The 20,471-nt window shown below is 46.6% G+C and carries 12 protein-coding genes; 10 read left to right on the plus strand and 2 right to left on the minus strand.

What is annotated here, in order from left to right:
- Nucleotides 1–41: 41 nt before the first annotated feature.
- The 10 genes from hrpB to BIW15_RS04900 all read left to right on the plus strand — a co-directional run bounded on the left by hrpB (nt 42) and on the right by BIW15_RS04900 (nt 16,315).
- Nucleotides 42–2,510, plus strand: a complete 2,469-nt coding sequence (hrpB, locus tag BIW15_RS04855; protein WP_077280639.1) for an ATP-dependent helicase HrpB — start codon at nt 42–44, stop codon at nt 2,508–2,510.
- The gene (mrcB, locus tag BIW15_RS04860) at nt 2,503–4,875 is read left to right on the plus strand and encodes a penicillin-binding protein 1B (RefSeq protein ID WP_005494015.1); all 2,373 of its coding nucleotides are present in this window, start codon (nt 2,503–2,505) and stop codon (nt 4,873–4,875) included. Before hrpB ends, mrcB begins: the two co-directional genes overlap by 8 nt.
- Nucleotides 4,876–4,962: 87 nt before the next feature.
- Nucleotides 4,963–7,278: a patatin-like phospholipase family protein gene (locus BIW15_RS04865; RefSeq protein ID WP_015297239.1), complete on the plus strand. Its 2,316-nt coding sequence runs from the start codon at nt 4,963–4,965 to the stop codon at nt 7,276–7,278.
- A gap of 268 nt (nt 7,279–7,546) precedes the next feature.
- The gene (gene acnB / locus BIW15_RS04870; RefSeq protein ID WP_077280640.1) at nt 7,547–10,144 is read left to right on the plus strand and encodes a bifunctional aconitate hydratase 2/2-methylisocitrate dehydratase; all 2,598 of its coding nucleotides are present in this window, start codon (nt 7,547–7,549) and stop codon (nt 10,142–10,144) included.
- Nucleotides 10,145–10,242: 98 nt separating this feature from the next.
- Complete coding sequence (locus BIW15_RS04875; protein ID WP_025526356.1) at nt 10,243–10,611, plus strand: YacL family protein; 369 nt, start codon at nt 10,243–10,245, stop codon at nt 10,609–10,611.
- Nucleotides 10,612–10,799: 188 nt separating this feature from the next.
- Nucleotides 10,800–11,138 (plus strand): P-II family nitrogen regulator, encoded by a 339-nt coding sequence (locus BIW15_RS04880; RefSeq protein WP_005386570.1) that lies wholly within the window; start codon nt 10,800–10,802, stop codon nt 11,136–11,138.
- Between the two features lie 26 nt (nt 11,139–11,164).
- Nucleotides 11,165–12,394: an ammonium transporter gene (locus BIW15_RS04885; protein WP_005490371.1), complete on the plus strand. Its 1,230-nt coding sequence runs from the start codon at nt 11,165–11,167 to the stop codon at nt 12,392–12,394.
- A 151-nt stretch (nt 12,395–12,545) separates the two neighbouring features.
- Nucleotides 12,546–13,559 (plus strand): Fe(3+) ABC transporter substrate-binding protein, encoded by a 1,014-nt coding sequence (locus BIW15_RS04890; protein WP_005479089.1) that lies wholly within the window; start codon nt 12,546–12,548, stop codon nt 13,557–13,559.
- Between the two features lie 99 nt (nt 13,560–13,658).
- Entirely contained in the window at nt 13,659–15,284 is a 1,626-nt protein-coding gene (locus tag BIW15_RS04895) for an iron ABC transporter permease (RefSeq protein ID WP_025572590.1), read from the plus strand.
- Nucleotides 15,284–16,315: an ABC transporter ATP-binding protein gene (locus BIW15_RS04900; protein ID WP_077280641.1), complete on the plus strand. Its 1,032-nt coding sequence runs from the start codon at nt 15,284–15,286 to the stop codon at nt 16,313–16,315. The genes BIW15_RS04895 and BIW15_RS04900 overlap by 1 nt, the downstream gene beginning before the upstream one ends.
- Nucleotides 16,316–16,468: 153 nt before the next feature.
- Here the strand turns inward: BIW15_RS04900 and BIW15_RS04905 are convergent, their stop codons facing one another.
- Complete coding sequence (locus BIW15_RS04905) at nt 16,469–17,881, minus strand: phosphoglucomutase/phosphomannomutase family protein (RefSeq protein WP_077280642.1); 1,413 nt, start codon at nt 17,879–17,881, stop codon at nt 16,469–16,471.
- 106 nt (nt 17,882–17,987) lie between these two features.
- A complete protein-coding gene (locus tag BIW15_RS04910; RefSeq protein WP_077280643.1) occupies nt 17,988–20,396 on the minus strand; it encodes a GH36-type glycosyl hydrolase domain-containing protein in 2,409 nt (802 codons plus the stop codon).
- Between the last annotated feature and the right edge of the window lie 75 nt (nt 20,397–20,471).

Consider the following 20,471-nt stretch of genomic DNA (forward strand, 5'->3'; position numbering starts at 1 on the left):
TATGTACAATGTTGCCACCATTACACCACAAGGTATTTCCTTTGTCACAATTGCCGATTGAAGCCGTGATGCCCCAGCTACTTACGGCGGTCAAACATCAACATCAGGTTATTTTAAAAGCCGCGCCTGGTGCGGGTAAATCGACGTACTTCCCTTTACAACTTATCCAGAACCAAGTGGTGACTGGGAAAGTCATCATGCTTGAACCAAGACGATTAGCCGCGCGCAATATCGCGAGATATTTGGCCGAGCAACTGGGCGAGCAAGTTGGCCAGCGAGTGGGGTATCGCGTTCGTGGCGAGACAAAGGTAAGTGCTTCTACTCAGTTAGAAATTGTGACTGAAGGGGTCATGACTCGCATGATCCAAAATGACCCTGAGCTAGATGGTGTCGATTTGCTGATTTTTGATGAGTTCCATGAACGCAGTATTCATGCCGATACGGCTTTGGCGCTTAGCTTGGAAGTTCAAGAAGCATTGCGAGACGATCTTAAGCTGGTGGTGATGTCGGCAACGTTGGATCAAGAAGCGTTGCAATCTTTACTGCCGGAAGCTTGTTATATTGAATCAGAAGGGCGCTGCTTTGCTGTGGAAACTCGCTATGTTCCGCTTACTGCCAACGATCATCTTTCAACGGTAATGGCAAAAAATATAGAGAGTTTGATGAATAAAGAGTCAGGCTCTCTGCTTGCGTTTCTTCCCGGTGTGGCGGCCATTAAGCAAGTGCAAGAGCGTTTATCGCACTTACCGGACGATGTTGAAGTATGCCCGTTGTATGGTCAGTTGAGCTTTACTGAGCAACAGAAAGCCATCTCTCCTGCAGAAAAAGGTAAGCGCAAAGTCGTATTGGCAACCAACATTGCGGAAACCTCTTTGACAATTGAAGGCATTCGCCTTGTGGTGGATTCTGGTTTGGAGCGCGTTGCGCGTTTTGACTTGAAAAATGGCCTTACACGATTGGAGCAAACGCGTATTGCTCAATCGTCTGCCATCCAGCGAGCTGGTCGTGCTGGTCGGATTGAAGAGGGGATTTGCGTTCGCCTCTATTCAGAAAGTCAACTCAAGCAACAGCCACAAGTGCCACAACCTGAGATTTTGCATTCCGATCTTGCGAGCTTGGTAATCGAGCTGGCGTTTTGGGGGACGACCGATATTCATGAGCTAAAATGGCTCGATATTCCTTCTGCTGCCGCGCTGCAACAAGCTAAGCAGTTGTTGTTTTCATTAGGGCTTATTACCGAGCAAGGACAACTGACTGCGGAAGGAAAGCAGGCTCATGACTTGGGCGTAGAACCTCGCGCGGCAGCGATGTTAATTAAATCGCAATCCCACAGCGATAAGATGGTAAATGTCGCTTTGGCGGCGGTCGCCCTAATTGAAGAGCCAGAGCGTAATACAACGAATATCGCACATAGCTTGCATCGTTGGTTGTCCGGTTCTCATCCGAAAAAATCGTTGTTATTGAAGCGCGCACAATCTCTTGCGCATAAACTCGATACCACGTTTAGCCTTCGAGAAGTGGATGAAGATGCATTGCCGTTGGTGTTGAGCTTGGCGTTTCCCGACAGGATCGCTCAGCAACGCGCCAATCAATTTGGTCGCTTTGCACTAGCGAATGGTCATGGTGCAGAATGTCGTCCTGACGATATGTTAGGCGGCTGTGAGTACTTGGTCGCGATTGATCTGATGCGGTCTCATTCCAATTCGAGCCAAATACATTTAGCGTGTGAATTGGACGTCAATATATTGCAAACGACTTTTGATTCGCTATTTTCTACTAAAGAAGTAGTGGATTGGGATGAAAAGAAAGGGCGTTTAGTGGCCGAGATACAACGAAAACTCGGTCAATTGGTGATTGAAAGGGTGTCATTACCTAATCCGGGTAAAGAAAAAATGACACAAGCTTTACTCACTTATGTCCGCCGTCAGGGCTTAAGCAGTCTAAACTGGACGCCGGCAGCGGAAAGCCTGCTTGAACGTATTCGCTGTGCGGTGGATTGGTTACCTGAGCAAGCATGGCCAATGTTTGATGAAGCCAGTTTGTTGGATTCATTAGACGAATGGTTAGAACCGTACATGACGTCGGTCGCTTCGGTGAAAGATCTGAGCAAGATAAACTTGGTCGAAGCGCTTAATGCTCGATTAGGCTGGCCACTCAATCAACACTTGGATGAATGGTTGCCAGAACATTATCAGTTACCGACTGGGACTAAAAAGCGCATTCGCTATCAAAATGGGCATGAGCCCGTATTGTCAGTGCGAATGCAAGAAGTGTTTGGGGAAAGTACGTCGCCAACGGTGGCCTTTGGCCGCAAGCGTTTGGTGCTTGAACTACTTTCTCCCGCACAACGTCCACTGCAAGTGACGTCAGACTTGGCGGCTTTCTGGAATGGAAGCTACAAAGACGTTCAAAAAGAGATGAAAGGGCGCTACCCAAAACACGTTTGGCCAGATGACCCGGCAAACCACGTAGCGACAACGAAAACGAAAAGACAATTGAATAATGACTGACAGTAAGAAGCCAAGCGCCAAGAAAGCGCCTGCGAAGAAAAGTACAGCCAGCAAAGGCACCACAAAACGCCCTCGTCGCACGCCAAGTAAAAAGCCAACCAACGAGAAACGTTCTTGGCTCAAAGTGTTGTGGTCTTTTAGCTGGAAAGCCGGCGTTGCTCTTGCCGCGGTGTTGCTGTTTGTTGGTATTTACCTAGATAGTGTGGTTAAAGAACGCTTTGATGGGCAGCTATTCGAATTGCCTACCGTTGTGTACGCGCGCATTTTGAACCTCAATCCAGGTGAAAACATCACCATTCAAGAACTTCGCAACGAATTAGATGTACTGAACTACCGCAAGGTAAGCCAGCCTCGTTACCCTGGTGAGTATTCTTCTTCTTCGACTCGCGTTGAACTGATTCGCCGTCCTTTTGAATTTGCTGATGGCCCAGAACCGGATCGCCACGTCATGCTGCACTTCTCAGACAGTGGTTTACAGCGTATTCAATCTTTAGAGTCAAAAGGCGATCTAGGCTACTTGCGCCTTGAGCCAAAGATGCTTGGGATGCTTGAAAAAGATCGTGATGAGCAACGTCTGTTCTTACGTCGTGACCAATTCCCTGAAATTTTAGTTGATGCCTTGTTGGCGACAGAAGACCGAGACTTCTATCAGCATGATGGTGTTTCACCATTGGCTATTGCCCGTGCTTTAGTGGCGAATATCAAAGCGGGTCGCACCGTTCAAGGTGGCAGTACCTTAACGCAGCAGCTAGCGAAAAACTTATTTCTAACCCGTGATAAAACGCTGTGGCGTAAGGTGCGCGAAGCTTATATTGCGCTTATTCTTGATTACCGTTACAGCAAAGACCGCATTTTAGAAGCCTACCTCAATGAAGTGTATTTGGGTCAAAGCGGCGGCGAAGCGATCCACGGTTTTGGCTTAGCATCACGCTACTACTTTGGGCAGCCAATCCAAGAGTTGCGAATTGATCAACTTGCGATGCTGGTGGGCATGGTGAAAGGACCGTCGTACTACAATCCTGTTCGCTATCCTGAGCGCACCAAAGAGCGTCGAGACTTGGTGCTTCGATTGCTGATGCAACAAAACATGCTCACATCGCAGCAATATGAACAAGCTGTGAGTCGACCTCTTGATACACAAAGCAAACCACGTATTGCGAGCCGTCAGCCTGCATACTTCCAGCAATTGAATATCGAGCTGAAAGAGAAGGTCGGTGATCGCTTCAAGGCTGAAACTGGTCTGCGCGTGTTTACGTCTCTTGATCCTGTATCTCAAAGTAAAATGGAGCAGGCGATCGCGAAGAAAATACCGGATTTAGCGAAGCGAGGCGGTAAAGAACTCGAAGCTGCTGCCGTGGCTGTTGATCGCCACAGTGGTGAAATTCGTGCCATGGTTGGTGGTAAACGCGTGGGTTATGAAGGCTTTAACCGTGCGCTTAATGCTAGTCGTCCAATTGGTTCGTTGGTCAAGCCGGCAATTTACCTGACCGCGCTTGAACAGCCAGACAAATACAATTTGGGGACGACGCTGCACGACACCCCTCTAAGTTTGAAAGGTAGCAAAGGCTCGGTATGGACTCCGCGTAACTACGACCGTAAATATCGTGGTGATGTGCCACTTTACCTTGCGCTTGCGAAGTCATTGAATGTACCAACGGTAAGGTTGGGGATGGAGCTTGGTATTCCTGAAGTATCTGGCACACTTGAACGCTTAGGCGTCAACAAAGATGAGATTCGTCCTGTGCCTTCTATGTTCTTGGGCTCGTTTTCATTGACGCCATTTGAAGTGGCGCAAATGTACCAAACACTGACTAACTCGGGTAAACGTGCTAAGTTGACCGCGCTTCGTTCCGTCATCGATATGGACGGTAACGTGCTTTATCAATCGTTGCCTCGCTCCTCTCGCGCGGTTGATGAACAAGCGGCTTGGCTAACGACTTACGCGATGAAACAAGGTGTCGCACAAGGTACGGGCCGCTACCTTCAAAGCCAATTCGCTTGGGCTGCGTTGGCGGGTAAAACGGGCACCAGTAACGATACTCGTGATAGCTGGTTTGTCGGGATTGATGGTCGTGAAGTGACGACCATTTGGCTAGGCCGTGATGACAACAAGCCAATCAACCTTACGGGGTCAAGCGGTGCATTGCGTGTTTACGCGGAATACTTGGCGCAGCGAATTCCTGAGCGTTTGGAGCTGCCTTGGCCTAAAGAAGTGACGACGCTTGGCTTTAAACCGACCTCCAACGGTGGTTTAGAGATGAATTGTCGCAGCGATTACAAACTTCCAGTATGGGATAAAACGGGTCAAATCAAACAACAGTGTGAGAAAAAATCTAACTGGTTGAATAGTTTGTTTGATTGGTAGGATCTCCAAATCAACAACATGGACTTGTTTCACTGGTCAATTCTTAGTACATATTAGTGATCAAGTATTCAGTAAAGGAAGAAGTGGATGTTCAAAACGCTGTCATCAAGCCCGATGTCGCGCTATTTTGCGTTGTGGGTAAGTTTGTTTTTGATAGCCACTCCTTCTGTTGCTCAAGTCAAAAATGAGGATACTCCGACTCGTCCTAGAGTCGCGGTTGTTCTCGCTGGTGGCGGCGCAAAAGGCGCTGCCCACATTGGTGTACTCAAGGCGCTAGAAGAAATGCACATTCCTGTCGATATCATCACAGGGACAAGCATGGGAGCTTATGTTGGAGGCTTGTACGCGACAGGCATGAGCGCCGATGAAATCGAAAGTTTTATCTATTCTGTTGATTGGAACAGTGGTTATCGTGATCGCGTCGATCGCAGTCAGCGTCGCGTTCGTGACAAAGAATATGAAGACCGCTATCAAATCACGACCGACCTTGGTTTGCGGTTCGGCGAGGTTCGTGCTCCAACTGGTGTGGTTCAAGGGCAAAACATGTTGCGTGTGTTGCGCGAGACCACAGGCAACCTCGGACGTTTTGACTCCTTTGATGAGCTTGCCATTCCTTACCGTTCCGTTGCGACAGATATTTTAGAACTGGACGAAGTGGTGATCGGCAACGGTTATTTAGTTGATGCCATGATGGCCAGTATGTCTGTACCCGGCGCACTCCCTCCGTATAAGTTAAATGGCCACATGCTTGTTGACGGTGGCGTGGTCAACAACATGCCAGTGGATGTTGCGCGTGCGATGGGCGCGGATGTGGTTATCGCGGTAGACATCAGTACCGACTACAAAACCGAAGATGATTTTACTGGGCTGTTTACCGTTGCAGACCAACTCTCCAACTATCTGGTGCGTCGCAGTACCCAGCAGCAAGTCGAAACCCTGCAAGAACACGATGTTTACATTCGTCCCAATGTCGGCCAAATGGAAACCGTTGAGTTCGACAAAATGCCTTGGGCTTTTCAATCTGGTTATGACATCACCAAAGAAATGGAGTCGAAGCTAGCGGGACTGCGTTTATCAAACGCGGAGTATCAAAAGTACATCGACCATAAGCAGGAAGTTCGCAAAAAGCTCGTTTATGGTGACGATCGCGTAGTGGATGAGATTGTGATTGTAAACAATACCCACTATAGCGATGTTTTGTTGACCAACCGTTTGGAACTGGAAACTGGCCGTAAAATCGAAACGGCTGAAATCGAAAAAGCGGTAGAAAACCTCTATGCATTGGACCGATTTGAGTTAATTACTTATCACTTTGAAGAAGTCGATGGTTCGAATTTATTGGTGTTTGACGTTAACGAAAAATCTTGGGGCCCAAACTACCTCAACTTCCGTTTCTTCCTTGAAGATGACTTTGATACCGACAGCCAATACGGCATAGGGATGTCGACTAACTTTACCAACTTAAACTCGCACGGTGCTGAAATGGCACTCAACGTTGAGATGGGCACAGATAAGCTCATTGAGGCGGAGCTGTATTCTCCGGTTCTGTCGAGCCAAGAGTTTTTTGTGGCTGGTAAGGTGGCGTACAGCAGTGAAGGGCGAAACTTGCCGGTCAGTGATGATGACTCGAGTTTAAGTTCGGTGAACGATTTTTTGCCAGTGTCTTATACCGAGTTTGTTTCCGAGATAGCGATTGGCATTCAGCCTACGTTGTGGCAAGAGTTGAGATTGGGCGGTCGATACTCTTCGGGTAGCATCGAGTTATCGACATTGGCGTCTGTAGGCAATCTAGATTTTGAGCGAAGAGGCTTGTTTGCCAATTACCGCTTAGACACCCTCGATGATTTTGCTTTTCCTACGCGAGGTTTGTTGGTCGACCTAGAATATTTGGTTTCTCACGATACCAGCCCTGAAGAGATAGGTCAGTCCAAGCCTAAAGATATTGTGGAAGATACAGTGTATGAAATTGACGCTCGATTTAAGGGGGCAATGAGCTATCAGCGTCATACTTTAGTCGGACAAGCAGAATACAGCTTTGTGCAAAGTAAAAACTCGTCGATAACGCTGGACCCTCGTGAGTTAGGGGGCTTTTTGCATTTGTCAGGCATACCGAGAAACAGCTTGATTGGGCAAAACTTATTCTTCAGCAGTTTGGTATATCGCTACAAATGGTTCGACAATGATTTTGGATTGTTTGAAGCGCCAGTTTATGTAGGCGCGTCGCTAGAACATGGCGGTACATGGTCAGACAACGATCTGAAATTGAATGAAGCACCATTGTATAACGCCGCATCAATTTTCTTTGGTGTGGACTCGCCAATTGGACCTATTATGTTGGCATACGGTCGTACGGAGCAGGATATGGAAGCTGTGTATTTGATCGTAGGAACGTCGTTTAAATAATCGGGTTGTAGAAAGCAAAACCTTGGCATATTTGGTCAAAATTAGCAGGACTTTAGTCGTAAGTTGCTATGTTGGTCAAAATGATAAGATTTTAATTTAAGGTTAAATTTGCTATTCTTTTGCCCACAGTTTGGCCTCTACGGCGCTGTTTCTCAATCAGAATTGAATGAAAACAAGGGCAATGGAGAGCCAAGTTTCCAAGGATGTTCACTCCTTTACTTTAACAATAGTAATAATAGAGGAGGAACCGCAATGAGAGGAAAAAGTCGTGCTTGAAGCCTACCGTAAACACGTCGAAGAGCGTGCTGCCGAAGGAGTTGTTCCTAAACCGCTAGACGCAGAGCAAGTTGCTGGACTTGTAGAACTTCTGAAAAATCCCCCGCAAGGTGAAGAAGAGTTCATTCTTGACCTACTAGAAAACCGTATTCCACCAGGTGTAGATGAAGCTGCTTATGTTAAAGCTGGTTTCCTGACTGCAGTAGCAAAAGGTGAAGTGTCTTCACCGCTTGTAAGCCGAGAAAAAGCGGCTGAGCTACTGGGTACAATGCAAGGCGGTTACAACATCGCACCGTTAGTTGAGCTACTAGACGATGAAGCCTTGGCTGAAATCGCTGTGAAAGCTCTGTCTCATACGCTACTGATGTTTGATGCTTTCTATGATGTAGAAGAGAAAGCGAAAGCAGGCAATGCTCATGCACAAAAAGTGCTTCAATCTTGGGCGGATGCTGAATGGTTCCTATCTAAGCCTAAGCTTGAAGAAAAAATCACGCTGACTGTCTTTAAAGTGACAGGTGAAACGAACACGGATGATCTTTCTCCAGCTCCTGATGCATGGTCTCGCCCTGATATTCCAGTACACGCGCTTGCGATGCTGAAAAACGAACGTGAGGGTATTAACCCTGACCAGCCAGGCACCATCGGTCCAATCAAACAAATCGAAGAGCTAAAATCAAAAGGTCACCAGCTAGTGTATGTTGGTGATGTTGTTGGTACTGGTTCTTCTCGTAAATCTGCAACTAACTCAGTGCTATGGTTCATGGGCGATGATATCCCTTACGTACCTAACAAACGCGCTGGTGGTTACGTGCTTGGCGGTAAAATTGCACCTATCTTCTTCAACACAATGGAAGATGCGGGCGCGCTGCCTATCGAAGTTGATGTAACGAAGTTGAATATGGGCGACGTTATCGACGTTTACCCATACGAAGGCAAAGTATGTAACCACGAAACAGGTGAAGTACTTGCTGAGTTTTCTCTAAAAACAGACGTGCTGATTGATGAAGTACGTGCTGGCGGTCGTATCCCACTGATCATCGGTCGTGGTTTAACAGATAAAGCGCGCCAAGCTCTAGGTCTTGAGTCTTCTGATGTATTCCGTAAACCTGGTGAAGTTGCTGATTCTGGCAAGGGTTACACGCTCGCACAGAAAATGGTTGGTAAAGCATGTGGTGTAGCAGGTGTTCGTCCGGGCACTTACTGTGAGCCTAAGATGACAACTGTAGGTTCTCAAGATACAACGGGTCCTATGACGCGTGATGAGCTTAAAGACCTTGCGTGTCTTGGCTTCTCAGCAGACCTAGTTATGCAGTCGTTCTGTCACACATCTGCGTACCCTAAACCAGTTGACGTGAATACTCACCATACACTTCCTGATTTCATCATGAACCGTGGCGGTGTTTCTCTACGTCCAGGCGATGGCATTATCCACTCGTGGCTAAACCGTATGCTACTGCCAGATACTGTCGGTACTGGTGGCGACTCGCATACTCGTTTCCCGCTAGGTATTTCATTCCCAGCTGGTTCTGGTCTGGTTGCATTCGCAGCGGCAACAGGCGTTATGCCATTGGATATGCCTGAATCAATTTTGGTTCGCTTTAAAGGCAAGATGCAACCGGGTATCACACTTCGTGACCTAGTTCATGCTATCCCTTACTACGCGATTCAACAAGGTCTACTGACTGTTGAAAAAGCCGGTAAAGTGAATGAATTCTCTGGCCGTATCCTTGAGATTGAAGGTCTAGAAACACTAACGGTTGAGCAAGCATTCGAACTGTCTGATGCGTCAGCTGAGCGTTCTGCTGCGGGTTGTACCGTTAAGTTATCTCAAGAATCAATCGAAGAGTACCTAAACTCGAACATCGTGATGCTTAAGTGGATGATCTCGGAAGGCTACGGTGACCGCCGTACAATCGAGCGTCGTATCACTGCGATGGAAGAGTGGTTGGCGAAACCTGAATTGATGTCAGCGGACTCAGATGCGGAATACGCGCATGTGATTGAAATCGACATGGCCGAAATCCACGAGCCAATACTGTGTGCACCAAACGATCCAGATGATGCTCGTTTGCTATCTGAAGTACAAGGCACTGCGATTGATGAAGTGTTCATCGGTTCTTGTATGACGAACATTGGTCACTTCCGTGCTGCAGGTAAATTGCTTGATAAATTCAATGGTCAGTTAGCGACGCGCCTTTGGGTAGCGCCACCAACGAAGATGGATAAAGACCAACTGACAGAAGAAGGCTACTACGGCATCTTCGGACGTGCAGGGGTTCGTATTGAAACTCCAGGATGTTCACTATGTATGGGCAACCAAGCACGCGTTGCTGACAAATCGACAGTCATGTCTACGTCTACGCGTAACTTCCCGAACCGTCTAGGTACTGGCGCGAATGTTTACCTATCTTCTGCGGAGTTAGCGGCAGTAGGTGCAATCCTAGGTAAGATTCCAACCAAAGAAGAATACCTAGAATACGCGAAGCAAATCGACGCAACGGCAACAGATACTTACCGCTACTTGAACTTCCATAAAATGGAACAGTACACCAAGAAAGCTGATGAAGTTATCTTCCAAGAGCCAGCATAAGCAAAGCTAAACGACGAAAAGCACCTCACTTGAGGTGCTTTTTTTATGGACGTAATTCGTTATACTCCGCACCAAATTGATACGAAAAGGCAACCTCGATGGAATTTGAATTCATCCGTAATACGTTGATGGGCGAGTACTACGTAAAATGCAGCATGGGGCATGAGATCGTAGGGCGCTGGTTACAAGAAGAAATCGGGAAAGATCCAGCGAAGATTGCTCAAGTAGAAGCTTTAATTGATAAGGCGTTTTCTCTTCCTTCTCAAGAGCATACTTTAACAGGCACTGAGATCAGCTTGATGATTCAAGGGGATGAAGTTCTGGTGCAGGAGAACGCTCTATCGCACGATTACGATGTAGAGATGGACAGTGAGTTCGATTTCTATGATGCAGAGAGTACAGCAAGCTGCGGCATTGAAGACTTTGTTGCACTGATTGAGCAATGGAAAGACTTTTTGAACATTTAATGCACAGTTTTGGGTAATCCCATCGGGATTGCTTTATATTTGTGAAAAAGGCGCACCATATCGGTGCGCCTTTTTTGTTTATAAACCTGTAAATTACTATAAGTGCATTTAATTCAATAACTTAAAAACTTGGCACGTAGATTGGATTATTAGAAGTGTTTCAGGATGAAAGCTTCGGAGAGAATTGCATGAAAATAATCAACGCCATTATTAAGCCGTTTAAGTTAGACGATGTTCGCGAAGCATTGGCTGATGTCGGTATCGAAGGGATGACAGTATCAGAGGTGAAAGGCTTTGGTCGCCAGAAGGGCCACACTGAGTTGTACCGCGGCGCGGAATACCAAGTGGACTTTCTACCGAAGGTCAAAATAGAAATTGCGACACATGCAGACAATGTTGATCGCGTCGTAGAGGCGATCACAAAAGCGGCGCAGACCGGAAAAATTGGCGACGGTAAGATTTTTGTGTACGACCTGAACCAAGCGGTGCGCATCCGTACGGGTGAAATGGACGCAGAAGCACTTTAAGTATTCAAGGGATTGGAGACACTATTATGGAATTAGCAACAACAGTAACCGAGTTACGTTACGCACTCGACACCTTTTTCTTCCTCATTTCCGGTGCGTTGGTAATGTGGATGGCAGCAGGTTTTGCCATGTTAGAAGCGGGTCTAGTGCGTTCTAAGAACACAACTGAGATTCTAACCAAAAACTTTTGTTTGTACGCGATAGCGTGTACCACTTACCTTGTTATTGGTTACAACATTATGTACGTCGATAACGGAGAAGGCGGTTGGTTACCATCGTTCGGTGGGTTGATTGGTACCCAGGGTGAAGGCGCAGACCATTCTCTTGAATCCGACTTTTTCTTCCAAGTGGTATTTGTTGCAACAGCGATGTCTGTTGTTTCGGGGGCCGTTGCAGAGCGCATGAAGCTTTGGTCATTCTTGCTGTTCTCAGCTGTTTTGACCGCGTTCATTTACCCAATGGAAGGCTACTGGACATGGGGCGGTGGCTTCCTATCTGAAGCTGGCTTTAGCGACTTCGCGGGTTCAGGTATTGTTCATATGGCAGGTGCGTCCGCGGCGCTAGCTGGCGTGTTACTGCTTGGTGCTCGTAAAGGTAAATACGGTAAAAACGGTGAAATCTACCCAATTCCTGGCTCGAACATGCCATTAGCAACACTGGGTACGTTTATTCTTTGGTTCGGCTGGTTTGGCTTCAATGGCGGTTCTCAATTGATGGTTTCAGACTTTGAAAACGCAACGGCGGTTGGTCAAATCTTCCTTAACACGAACGCGGCTGCGGCTGCGGGATCGATTGCTGCATTGTTTGTGTGTAAAACCACTTGGGGTAAAGCAGATTTAACCATGATCCTTAACGGTGCACTGGCTGGTTTGGTAGCTATCACGGCAGACCCACTGTCACCATCACCTTTGTATGCTGTAGCAATCGGTGCGGTATCGGGTGCGCTAGTGGTATTTAGCATCATCGGTCTCGATAAACTGAAGATTGACGATCCTGTGGGTGCAATTTCAGTTCATGGTGTTTGTGGTTTCTTCGGTCTAATGGTTGTTCCTCTAAGCAACGGTGAAGCGACGTTTGGTGCGCAGCTTCTTGGTGCCGCAGTGATCTTTGCTTGGGTATTTGGTGCAAGCCTAGTGGTTTGGGCGATTCTTAAAGCTACGGTTGGTATTCGAGTTACGGAAGAGGAAGAAATGGAAGGCATGGACATGCACGATTGTGGTGTTGGTGCTTACCCTGAATTCGTAACTGTGAAGTAAATATGCCTTGTAATAAATAGTTACATTCTCGGTATGTAAAAACCTGCTCCGATGAGCAGGTTTTTTTATTTTGGTCGTTGTTTTCTTATTGAACATACATATAATAACGCAACTGATAAACGTTATCATTAGCATGGTAAAGGATTAAACAATGAAAAAACTGCTAACTCTTTCAGCACTGACTTGCGCAACTCTAGCTCCAACAGCAATGGCAGCTGAAGAAGTGAACGTCTACTCTTACCGTCAACCTTTTCTAGTTGAACCAATGTTCAACGAGTTCACTAAAGAAACTGGCATCAAAGTAAACGTTAAATTTGCGAAGGAAGGTCTAGCAGAGAAACTAGCTCAGGAAGGCGAATACAGCCCAGCGGACGTTGTCCTGACTACTGATATCAGCCGTCTAGCAGAACTGACAAACAAAGGCCTAGTTCAGAAAGTTGATAGCAAGATCATTGAAGAAAATGTACCAGCTCAGTACCAAGACAAAGAGAATGAGTGGTTTGCACTTACGCTACGTACTCGCAGTGTTTACTCTTCTCGCGACCGTGTTGGCAAACTAGGTGCGGACTTTAACTATGCTGATCTAGCCAAACCAGAATACAAAGGTAAGATTTGTACTCGCAGCGGCAAGCACCCATACAACGTATCCCTTGTTTCTTCGATGATCGCTCACTACGGCGAAGCAGAAACGAAAGAATGGTTGGAAGGCGTAAAAGCGAACCTTGCTCGTAAACCTCAAGGTAACGACCGTGCACAAGTAAAAGCGATTAAAGAAGGTCTATGTGATGTTTCTTTGGGTAACAGCTACTACCTAGGCAAAATGGTTAACGACAAAGAGCAAAAAGCTTGGGCTGATGCGGTTTACATCAATTTCCCGAATCAAGAAACAACAGGCACACACGTGAACATCTCTGGTATGGCGATGGCGAAATACGCTCCAAACCGAGATAACGCGCTTAAGCTTATGGAGTTCTTGACTGGCGAAACCGCTCAGAAGATGTACGCAGAAGTGAACTACGAGTACCCAGTAAAAGAAGGCGTTAAGCGTTCTGAACTTGTGGAATCTTGGGGCGACTTTAAAGCAGACACGCTTTCTCTAGATGATATCGCTTCTCACCATGAAGCAGCGATTAAGCTACTAGATGAAGTGAAATTTGACCTTTAATTCCTTGTGGGGGTATAACTATACCCCCATTTGATTAAAGGATATGAGATGTATTTGCACCAGCATTTGTATTTCATAAAGCCTTGCAGTAATTAGGCAATGAAAGATAGACATTCTCTATGGAAAACCAGTAGTGGAGCGATAACTCTGTTACTGGTTTTGCCGATCTTAGCGATCTTCTACACCGCAATTGGTGAAACGGATAACCTGTTTACACATTTGATGTCGACGGTGATGCCAACCTATATCTATAACACCGTCGTCTTAACGATTGGGGTTATGGGCCTGTCTCTTATTTTCGGTATTCCAAGTGCTTGGTTAATGGCAATGTGTAAGTTGCCAACGGAAAAGTGGTTACAGTGGGCGCTTGTATTGCCATTGGCAATGCCGGGTTACATTATTGGCTACATATTTACGGATTGGTTCGACTTTGCTGGCCCAATTCAAATATTCCTGCGTGATGTTACCGGGTGGGGACCTGGCGAATATTGGTTCCCAGATATTCGAACCTTGCCGGGGGCGACCTTTGTCCTGTCTCTAGTGCTATACCCTTACGTGTATCTACTGTGCCGCGCGGCGTTTATGGAACAGAATGTTTCACTGCTGCAAAGTGCCCGCTTGCTGAAATGCTCACCTTGGGAGAGCTTTTGGCGTATTTCGATGCCTTTGGTGCGGCCTTCTATTGCCGTGGGTTTGTCGCTGGTGGCGATGGAAACCATCGGGGACTTCGGCACTGTCAGCTATTTCGCCGTTAACACATTAACGACAGCGGTTTACGACACATGGCTTGGTTATTCTAACCTTAACGCGGCCGCTAAAATTTCCGCAATTATGTTGTTGATTGTTGTGCTGCTACTCAGTACAGAACGCTATAGCCGCAGAAAGCAGAAACTATTCCAAAGCCAATTTAACAGCCATGAAGATTTTCGTTACGAGTTAAGTAGCTGGAAAAAATGGGCGGCACTGGTGTGGTGTTGGGGGCTGGTTGCTGTGGCGTTCATTTTGCCATTACTTCAGTTGATTGATTACTCCATTACTTACTTTGAGCAAAGCTGGACACCAGAATTCCGTGAGTACGCGTGGAACAGTCTTGTTGTGTCTGTCATTGCTGCGATCATCGGCGTGGCCGTTGCTCTTGTGGTTAACTTTACTCACCGAGTCAATGGCAAACGTGAAAGCCTTGCTTTTATGCGTCTTTCCTCAATGGGCTACGCAGTACCTGGAACGGTATTGGCGATCGGCGTGATGGTTGCCGTGCTGTTTATGGACTATCGCGTAAACGATATTGCGAAGGCGATGGAATGGGGTAGGCCGGGGCTGATTTTCTCAGGCTCAATGTTTGCGTTGATCTTTGCGATGGTGGTGCGTTTCTCTGCTGTTGCGATTGGTAGTATCGAAAGTAATCTAAATAAAATTTCTCCATCGTTAGATATGGCGTCACGCACGATGGGATGTACGCCTAATACGATGCTGTGGCGAGTGCACTTCCCACTGGTAAAACGTGGTGCACTGATTGCGGCATTGTTGGTGTTTATTGAGTCGATGAAAGAGCTCAATGCATCTCTGCTTCTGCGTCCATTCAATTTTGAAACACTGGCAACATACGTATATAACTTTGCCTCGGATGAGCATTTAGAATTGGCAGCTCTGCCTGCTGTATTGTTGGTTCTTGTTGGGTTGATCCCGCTTGTTGTTGTTAACCGTTCACTGGAGCAAAATCACTGATGAGCTGCGCACTATCAATTAAAAACCTAACTTGCCAATACGATGCTCAAACCGTTTTAGAGTCTTTGTCGCTTGAAGTTGAACAGGGGCAAATCGTTTGTCTTTTAGGGGCGAGTGGTTGTGGCAAAACGACATTGTTGAAAGCGATTGCTGGTTTGCTGCCTCTTACTTCTGGTCAAATGAGCTTAAATTGTCAGACGATTGATGATGGTGAAAATTGGTTGCCGCCAGAAGAGCGCAATATCGGAATGATCTTCCAAGATTATGCACTATTTCCTCATCTGACAGTTGCGCAAAATATAGCCTTTGGCTTGAAGCATCAATCAGCACAGGAAAAGCGCGCGAACGTTGATGAAATGCTAGAACTCGTGCACCTTCAAGGTTATGCCGATCGTTATCCACATCAGCTTTCTGGTGGACAACAACAGCGCGTTGCGATTGCCCGTTCTCTGGCTTACAGCCCTGATTTACTGCTTTTGGATGAACCGTTTTCCAATATTGATACTCAGGTTCGTCACGAGTTAATCAGCGAGATCCGTAAGATTTTTAAGGCACAAGGCGTTACAGCGATTTTCGTGACTCACAGTCGTGAAGAAGCATTTGCGTTTGCTGACAAAATGGCGGTGATGAACCACGGTGTTATTGAGCAATACGGCACGGCTTCAGAACTCTACTACCAACCTTCGAGCAAGTTTGTTGCAGACTTCTTAGGTGGTGGTAGCTACCTAGCCGCAACGCGCATTTCAGATACGGAATACGAAACCCATATTGGTGTAGTTGAGGCGAGTGCGCAGCAAGAGATTCAAATGCAATCTGCTTGTTCATTACTACTGCGACCACAACATGTCCAAATTCAGTCGGATGAAGACAGTGCGGTCACTGTGCTTGAGCAGCACTTCATGGGTGATCATTGTCGTTATGTGATTGATGCTAATGGTGATCGTCTACTGGCTATTGCATCACAGCCGCTTCATATCGGTGAGCGCGTTGCTGTGAAGATCGAAACTCAAGGCGTGCTAGCGTTCACTTAATGCCTCTGCATACGGGATTGCGAATCCATTCTCGATTTGTAGATACAAAAAAGCCCGGCAGTGATGCCGGGCAAGTGCTCTTCTCCTGTTGATGAGCGCCTTTTCAGACAGCGTCGGCTCTCATCATTGTGCTCGAAGCGGGCACAAGGTCAGTTATAGAGACAAGAACTCTTTAAACTGTTGAAGAACACGTTCCGCAGTGTCCTTATCTTGCATTTCTGCAAAAATACGTAGTAATGGCTCAGTACCAGAAAAGCGCGCGATGATCCAACCGCCGTTCTTGAAGTAGACTTTCGCGCCATCTTCGTAGCTGACTTTTTCAATATCGAACTCAAACTCAGGCAGTTGTTTTTCAACATATATCTTGTTGAATAGGACTTCTTTTTGCGCTGGTTTGAATTTGCAATCACCTTCTGCCATGTACGCGTAGCCGTACTTGCCATAGATTTCATCCAGTAGTTCAGACAACTTTTTGCCCGTTACCGAGATCATTTCAATCAGTAAGCTCGATGCGAACACACCATCTTTACCTTTGATATGACCGCGAATAGTTAAACCACCAGAGCTTTCTCCACCAATCAGTGAGTCATCTGCTTCCATTTGCGAGCTGATGTGTTTGAAGCCAACTGGAACCTCAAAACATTTCTCACTGTGATCTTCGGCGATTTTGTCTAGTAGATGTGTTGTCGCGATGTTACGTACGACTGAGCCTTTCCAACCTTTGTATTTCAATAGGTAGTAATACAGAAGAATCAGCACTTCATTTGGATGAATGAAGTTGCCTTTCTCATCGATGATACCAAGACGGTCTGCATCGCCGTCAGTACCAATACCGATGTCGTAGCCTTCTTGCGCGACAAGGTGCATCAAGCGGTACAGGGTTGCAGCACTTGGAGAAGGCATTAAACCACCGAAGTCTGGGTTTTTTCCGTCGTTGATCACGTCTACTTCACAGCGACCGTTGATTAGGACGGTTTGTAGTGCGTTTTTCGCGACACCAAACATCGGGTCAATCAGCACACGAAGGTTGGCTTTTTTGATTGCTTCAATGTCGATAAAGTCGATGATTGAATCAACAAACTCGTTCATCGGGTTGATGATTTCAATCAACTTGTCTTCAACCGCTTGATCAAAATCGACACTTTTCACATCTTGTGCGGTAAGTGTGGAAATTTGAGTTTCAATTTTCTCGGTAATGATTTCATCTGCATCACGACCACCTTCAATGAAGACTTTGATGCCATTGTAATCTGCAGGGTTATGCGATGCGGTGATGCACGCCGAGTAAGCACAGCCCATCTCTTTTGCTTTGAACATCACGATTGGTGTTGGAACAAACTTATCGATAAAGCTAACTACAATGCCATTTGCCGCTAAAACTTCGGCAAACCAACGGCCCGCTTTATCAGACAGAAAACGTCGGTCATAGCCAATGATAAAGCCACGATCTGCCACTGATTCTCTGTTAGTGATGTTTGCTACTGCCTGAGCAACCAAACGAACATTATCTTTAGTGAATTCTTCACCGATGAATGCGCGCCAACCGCCTGTACCAAATTTGATCATGATTCGAACCTCAATAAGGGCGGCAATACACCGCGCCTTAAAATTTTGCTAGCGAACCCAATGCACAAGCTAAAGAGCAAAAGTGCATTGGGGTATTTTTAAGCGATTAACCTAGTGTTACGATCACTTCGTTCACGGAGCCTTCCGCTTGAACTGGTACTGATGCGCCAGTGATAGCTTCGCCGTTCAGAGTGATAGATTTCACGCCTTTGCTGACTGAATCAGGGTTAACAACTTTGATGTTGTAAGTCGCGCCTAGCCACTGACGAGTGACTTCAAATCCAGGCCAGTTAGTTGGAATACATGGATCGATAGTGAGACCATCAAAACCTGTGCGCACACCAAGGATAAAGTTGGTCACTGCGAAGTAAGCCCAACCAGATGTGCCAGTTAGCCATGGGTGGTTTGCACGACCGTGATCTTGGTGGTCTCGACCCATAATGAACTGCACGTAGGAGTACGGTTCTGCGATACGTTTTTCGATGATGTCGTTTTGGTTGTATGGGTTGAGTGCATCGTAGAACTTCATCGCACGGTCACCGCGCCCCAATTTTGCTTCAGCAACCCAAGCCCATGGGTTTGGATGTGAGAAGATCGCACCGTTTTCTTTTACGCCTTGGTAAACGCGCGTTACAAAGCCGATATCATCATTTGGTGTTGCGAATGATGGTGAGTTCAGATGTAGGCCGTATTCAGAGAATAGATTCTCGTCGACTGCGTCCATTGCCTTTTCACCGCGCTCTTGAGATACCGCACCAGACAGCACCGCAAGAGTGTTTGACTCAAGGTGTACACGACCTTCTTTTTGTTGCGCTGTGCCAATCTTGTCGCCGTTTTTCGTTAGACCACGGATATACCAGCCGCCTTCTTCGTCCCAAAGGTGTGTTTCACACGCTTCACGCACGTTTGCTGCCATCTCGGTGTATTTCTCAACGTCAGCTTCTTTGCCTAGGTATTTTGCAAGGTCGATGAACTCTTGTAGCGCCCAGAAGTGTAGGAAAGACACCATTGAAGACTCGCCGCCACCTAGGTTTAGACAGTCGTTCCAGTCGGCACGTAGACCTTTACAGATGCCCGTTTGACCCACGTATTCAGCTGAGAAGTCTAGCGCAGCTTTCATGTGGTCATACACGGTTGCATCACCGCCATCCGCGTAAGGAATCACTTCGTCGAAGAAGCTGTGCTCACCGGTTTCCATCACGTATTTACAGATGGTTGGTACTAGCCATAGGTGATCATCAGAGCAAGTGTCTTCAATACCGTGGATCTTATCTTCATCGGACGGAGTAGGAACAACCGTTGGAGACTTAGATGGTTTAACATCTGCTTTTTCAGGATCGAACCAATCAGGATCGAATAGGTGTAGGCCGTAACCCGCTTTTACTTGACCACGCAGTAGATCAACGATGCGCTTACGAGTCATTTTCGGGTTCGCGTGAGGAACGGAAATTGCGTCTTGCGCCGTATCGCGGTAACCAAGACCAGTACGACCACCCACTTCGATGAACGAAGCAAAGCGAGACCAAACCACACATGTTTCTGCTTGGTATAGCGTCCAAGCATTGATCATGGTGTCTAGGCCTTCGTTTGGCGATTTCACTTGGAACTTGCCACAACGCTCATCCCAGTGTGCTTTGATGCCAGCAAATGCATTGTCGACTTCTGCAAGGTCTTGGTACTTAGCACGTAGACGCTCACCGTTGCCTTTACCGATACCTAGAATGTAAGCAAAGCGAACTTCTTCTCCTGGTTGGATAGTAAATTGCTTGTGCAGAGAGCCACAGTGGTTGTAACACGTTTGTGCGGTGTTAAAACACTTACCTTGTTCTACTGCTAGTGGGTTTGCTTCGTCGCGGTATAGACCTAGGAAGCTATCACGTTGACCGTCGTATGAATCTGGATCAAACGTTGACGCTAGGTAGTAGAAGCCTTCGAAATCGTTAGTGTTGTAGTACAGGTCGTATTCAATCACGCCTTCGTTGTATGACGTACCAGCAGAGTAGAGAGACATCTGGTGGTTTTGGTTATCTGATTGAATGTGGCTGAACGAGAACTCAATAAATGAGAATGCACTGATCGTACGCGGTTTGTCAGAGGTGTTCTTGATGACCACATCCCAAATTTCTGCATCTTCGCCTTTTGGTACAAAGAGCGTTTTGGTTGCGCTAATGCCGCTGTATTCACACTTGAATTTAGAGTACGACAAACCATGACGAACTTCGTAGTTCGCTTCGTCTAGGCTTTTGGCAACTGGTTGCCAAGAGATTGACCAGTAATCTCCCGTCTCATCATCACGTAGGTAAACGTAGTGTCCTGGGCGATCGAATGTCGCATTTGGACGGAACTTAGTAACACGGTTGTATTCTGGAGAGTTGTAGAACGAATAGCCACCTGCGTTATGCGAGATAACGGTACAGAATTTTTCTGTACCTAGGTAGTTGGTCCAAGGAGCAGGTACATCAGGGCGAGTAATGACGTATTCACGATTCTCGTTATCGAAATAGCCGTATTTCATTTGTGTATTTCCTTTTTACAAAGCTGCGTCTGCAGCCAAAATTTAAAAACTCTTCAAGCGTGATGCTTCTACATC

Origin of the sequence: Vibrio sp. SALL6 (genome assembly GCF_002002385.1) — a bacterium.
GTDB lineage: Bacteria > Pseudomonadota > Gammaproteobacteria > Enterobacterales > Vibrionaceae > Vibrio > Vibrio parahaemolyticus.